Raw genomic sequence first — 4,743 nt, forward strand, 5'->3', positions numbered from 1 at the left:
GAACAAAGCAGCCGTAGTAAGCCTCGCCGTAATGCGGCCGCGAACCGGGCGCGCCTTCATCGACGGCGCCGGCCAGCAGCGCCTGGCGATGGAATTCATCCACCTGTTGCTTGCTGGTGGCGAAAAAACCGACGTGCGTGCCGTTGCCGGGTGAGGCCGGCCGGCCGTCGATCGGCACCTGTAGCCAAAACTCCGGGTAGTCGCGGCCGTAACCAATGGCGCCGGGATGCTCCAGCACCCGTCGGCAACCCAAAGCGGCCAGCGCACGATCGTAAAAGGCGGCGGCGGCCTCGAAATCGTTGGAGCCCAGCGAGACGTGGGACAGGCAGGGGGTGATATTCATTGCGCGATCTCCATATGACTGTATAAATAAACAGTATAGGGTAAAAACGGCACTGCCCAGCAAATTTTGCGCAAACTGTGAACAGGATCGAGATCGTCGGGAAAGGGAAATGTCGCCGCTCGCAGGATGGCAAGCGGCGAGGGGGATTATTTGATTTCCAGCACGTTCAAACGCTCTGGCGCAGGCGCCGCGTCGTCCGAGTCTTCCGGCTGCCAGCCGACCGGCTGCATCGGGATGTCTTCGCGATCGAAGGCCAAATCGCCGCCGTCCACCACGGCGCTGCCGTGGTGAATGCCTTTGAAATCGAACAGGTTGATATCGCTCAGGTGCGAAGGCACCACGTTCTGCATGGCGCTGAACATGGTTTCCAACCGGCCTGGGTAACGCTTGTCCCAGTCGCGCAGCATGTCGCCGATCACCTGGCGCTGCAAATTAGGCTGCGAGCCGCACAGGTTGCATGGAATGATCGGGAACGCTTTGGCGATCGAGAAACGCTCGATGTCTTTCTCGCGGCAATAGGCCAGCGGGCGGATGACCACGTGTTTGCCGTCGTCGCTCATCAGCTTGGGCGGCATGCCTTTCATCTTGCCGCCGTAGAACATGTTGAGGAACAGCGTCTGCAGAATGTCGTCGCGGTGGTGGCCCAGTGCGATCTTGGTGGCGCCCAGTTCGGTGGCGGTGCGGTACAGAATGCCGCGGCGCAGGCGCGAACACAGTGAACAAGTGGTTTTCCCTTCCGGGATCTTGTCTTTAACGATGCTGTAGGTGTTTTCTTCGACGATCTTGTATTCCACCCCCAGACTTTCCAGATAGGCGGGCAGAATATGCTCCGGGAAGCCGGGCTGTTTCTGATCGAGGTTCACCGCCACCAGCGAGAAGTTGACCGGCGCGCTTTGCTGCAGATTGCGCAGGATCTCCAGCATGGTGTAGCTGTCTTTGCCGCCGGACAGACAGACCATGATGCGGTCGCCTTCTTCAATCATATTGAAATCGGCGATCGCTTCGCCCACGTTGCGGCGCAGGCGCTTTTGCAATTTGTTCAGGTTGTATTGCAAACGCTTGTTATCTTGTTGATTCTCAGTCATTTTATTTTTTCGATACTCCAGAAAGGGGCATTATAGGGGCAAAGAGCATTAAATAGCCAGCCTGTCATTGAGCATTGCCACCTGATCGCCGTTCATCTGTTCAATCCATTTTCCGTAGATCTCGTAAACCATCTGCGCGTTTTCGTGTCCCATCTGCGCCGCGATAAATGACGGGTTCGCTCCGGCCGTCAAAAGCCAGCAGGCGAACGTGTGGCGCGTCTGGTACGGATTACGTGGTCGAATACCTGCGCGCTTCACAGCGGCATTCCAGCGAGCGCCGATCGACGACAGGCCATAGTGCGGCCGCTGTTCGCCTTTGGATGGGCGCGGGACGAACACAAAGCGCAGGCGTTGGCGTTCGGTGCTGCCGTATTCGCGGTGATGATACGTGATCTCGGTTGGCCGATGCAGGCCGGTAAGCAGCCGCTGCGCGCGTAGTGCCTCCACCGCCGGCGCGAGTAGCGTTACCGTGCGAAAACCTGCCTGCGTTTTTGGCGGCCCGAATTCGCCCAGGGACGTTAAATTTCTGCTCACCCGTAATTCACCTTTATCCAGGTCGATATCCTCCCATGCAAGGGCGGCAAGCTCGCCGTGGCGAAGCCCGGTAAAAATGGCGATTGTCCACATAAAACGGCGCTGGCCATCCAACGCCATTACCAACTGATCGTACTCATCACGGAGCAGCGGATCCGGTTTCGTGTTCGACCGCTTTAATTTTCGAACCTCCTCATAGGGCTTGTCGCGGATAAAGCCCGATCGGTAGGCAAAACGTAACACGGTACAGAGTGCGCCAACATAATCGTTTACCGTGCGCACGGTGCGGCCGTCCTTGTTGCTACGCAGGCTTTCCTGGTAAAAGGTTCGCCCATGCAGGAGCGCATTTCTAAAACCGAGAATATCGTTGTGGTTGATGTCAACCAGCGCCCGATCTGGCCCTACAATGAATTTTATGGTTTTCATTTGTGACTGGGTTTTTTTCATCGTATTACGAGCCAATTCTGGTTCACGGTTTTCCAGCCAGGCATCCACTAACTGGCCGAATGTCTCGACCTTACGAACCGGCCCGGAAGCGATGGTGGCTTCTGCCGCACGCTTAGACGTTGGGAACCGTGCGGCATAATCAAACTGCCCCAGCTGGATCTCACTCTGGATGACTGCCCGCATCATAGATGCGCGCTTGATGTTCGCCGGGGTGATTTCCCAAGATTTTAGCAATTCGCGACAGCGTTTCCCGCGATACATAAACCAGATAGCCAAGCGCTTGCCGCGGATCTCGACACCGGTCGGTAGTTTTGCTTTTGCCATTACGCATCCTGAACCATCTTGTTAATCTCCGGGTAGTTGTACCAGGTGACTCCGCGCACGGCTCGTTGGCCACTGGATGCAACCCGCTTGAAATGCACCCCCTCGATCCAACACCCTTGGCGATATTTTTCTATTTGTCGATCGCTAAGGCCCGTCTTTGCTTTAAGCCTATCTTCAACAACCCACTCTTCATTAAAGATCACTTGCGGCATACTTCACCTCATGATCGGCCAGCAGATTATCGTGCTGGCCGTTACTATTTTGATTTTCGAAAATCATTTTTCAGTGCTGTAAACGCCGTCGCAGTACAGAACGGCGCGCGGGCGGCGCAATTGGATTGCTTCCCTCATTCGCTCGCACTGGTCGAAGCTCGAGTAAATTCGCTCAGATACCGGCAGCGCGTCGCAAGCATCGTGGCCGCACGGGCTGACCAATAGCAGGAAGCCGATAAGCGTCAGCATGCCGCCTCCTGCGCCGGCGAAAGGTCATCAATCGCCTGCTGATAGCGCTGAACTTCATCAGCGCTCAGGAACCGCGCGGAACGATGCAGAAGGGCGCCCAGGTCTGCCCGTTCCTGGCTCGTGGTGCCGCCGTTCTTGCCAGCCGCATCGATCGACGCACCCAGGGCGGCAATCGCGTTCAGACGGTGGTGCTGCTTCACGATTTTGTTTTTCAGCTCGGTGTACAGGGTAATCCCCAGCTGCGATTTCAGTTCTTCAACCGATGCGCGAAGGTCCGTCGCCTGTGCGGTGGTGGTGATCTTGTCGATGCTGCCGCGAATATCCTCAGCTATCTTTTCAGGCTCTGAATTTTCAGTAACTGGCGCCGGCGCCTTATCAGTCGCCTCGATCAGCTGGCCGGTGCTTACGCGGGTGTCCGGCGTGACGTCTTTCTCTTTATGCCAAACCATCTCTTGCCCGCGCTCGAGCATTTCCATGATCTCGGAGTTATTCGGCAGCCGCCGGCCAAGACGGTGCATGACGGATTTGCGAGACATTGACTCGTACCAGTTAACCCACGGCCCGCTGTCACTGTTCCTGCTTGCGGCGCGGACTTTTTCGATATCCTCGATATTCATCACTTCAAACTGCAGCTCGCCGGTGCGCATCTTCGCGTAGGCGAACGCACCAATCATCTCGCCACGGTCGAGCATGTTAGGTTCATAGAAAATGTGTTCGCCGTTCTCGTCCATCCAGACGCGGAATTTATCGTTTTTGTACAATACGCGGGTGGCGATGATGGATACCTCGCCAGACTGGCGTACCCGCTTCATTACGCCATCGATCATTGGCAGGTACTGTGCGCGGCGGACCCGCTGACCATTTGGGAGCTTGGTTTTGTAAACGACGAGCGCAGCTTCGCGTCCGTCTGGAATAAGTCCGTCTTTTGCACAAGACGAAAGGGCGTTGATAACGCTCTGGCGGTCGGCATCGAACAGATCTGGATTCGTTGATAACGCCACTGCCGCGGCGTTGGTGAATTTTTCAAAGCTGACATGGCTCGGCAAAATCGCTTTTGCCGGTGCCAGCTGTTCCGCCAGGTCTTTCTGGATTAGTGCGAGTTGGTTGCTCATTGGTATGCTCCTTAGGCTATGCGCAGCGCTTCCATGCGGCGCTGGTCAAAGTCGTTAATGTCGTCCACGATTTCTTCTGTGATCGGTTCTGGCCATACGTCGGTATCCTGTGCCTGTTTGATATCCCGCAGGGTTTTGCGGTACTCAAGGCGGCCGAGTTCGAGCAGGTCAGCGGAGGCCTCAACGGTGGCGATCCAGTGGTAGTGCTCATCTTTGTTGACGAAGATCCAGAAAAACTGATCCAGCGCCGCAACATCGCAATACATGCCCGCGCTCAGGTGGTAATCGCGCTCGATGATTTCACGGTGCAAGCGGGCGCGCAGGGCGCTTTGCTTGACATTACCCATGCTGACGGTTTTCAGGTCGTAGCCGATACGCAGGCCTACGGCCTCAATCTCAAGATCGGGACGTACGCGCAGTTCGAGGCCGGTTTCTTC

7 protein-coding genes are annotated in these 4,743 nt (G+C 56.3%); all 7 read right to left on the reverse strand.

Annotated elements, in window-relative coordinates; all coding sequences use genetic code 11:
- A partial coding sequence (locus tag ADK28_RS04590; RefSeq protein ID WP_048795009.1) for a VOC family protein occupies nucleotides 1–343 on the reverse strand: 343 nt, incomplete at its 3' end.
- Between the two features lie 146 nt (nucleotides 344–489).
- Nucleotides 490–1,428: a tRNA 2-thiocytidine(32) synthetase TtcA gene (gene ttcA, locus ADK28_RS04595; RefSeq protein WP_048795010.1), complete on the reverse strand. Its 939-nt coding sequence runs from the start codon at nucleotides 1,426–1,428 to the stop codon at nucleotides 490–492.
- A gap of 48 nt (nucleotides 1,429–1,476) precedes the next feature.
- On the reverse strand, nucleotides 1,477–2,733 hold the full coding sequence (locus tag ADK28_RS04600) for an Arm DNA-binding domain-containing protein (RefSeq protein WP_048795011.1): 1,257 nt from the start codon (nucleotides 2,731–2,733) through the stop codon (nucleotides 1,477–1,479).
- On the reverse strand, nucleotides 2,733–2,945 hold the full coding sequence (xisR, locus tag ADK28_RS04605) for an excisionase family protein (RefSeq protein ID WP_047730590.1): 213 nt from the start codon (nucleotides 2,943–2,945) through the stop codon (nucleotides 2,733–2,735). Before xisR ends, ADK28_RS04600 begins: the two co-directional genes overlap by 1 nt.
- Before the next feature lie 63 nt (nucleotides 2,946–3,008).
- Complete coding sequence (locus ADK28_RS04610) at nucleotides 3,009–3,194, reverse strand: hypothetical protein (protein ID WP_048795012.1); 186 nt, start codon at nucleotides 3,192–3,194, stop codon at nucleotides 3,009–3,011.
- Nucleotides 3,188–4,306: a recombinase RecT gene (locus ADK28_RS04615; protein ID WP_053091643.1), complete on the reverse strand. Its 1,119-nt coding sequence runs from the start codon at nucleotides 4,304–4,306 to the stop codon at nucleotides 3,188–3,190. Before ADK28_RS04615 ends, ADK28_RS04610 begins: the two co-directional genes overlap by 7 nt.
- An 11-nt stretch (nucleotides 4,307–4,317) precedes the next feature.
- Nucleotides 4,318–4,743, reverse strand: a 426-nt coding sequence (locus tag ADK28_RS04620) for a PD-(D/E)XK nuclease-like domain-containing protein (RefSeq protein ID WP_048795013.1), incomplete at its 5' end; no start/stop codon positions are given.

Origin of the sequence: Serratia sp. 506_PEND, assembly GCF_001076875.1 — a bacterium.
In the GTDB taxonomy this organism is placed as follows: domain Bacteria; phylum Pseudomonadota; class Gammaproteobacteria; order Enterobacterales; family Enterobacteriaceae; genus Serratia; species Serratia marcescens.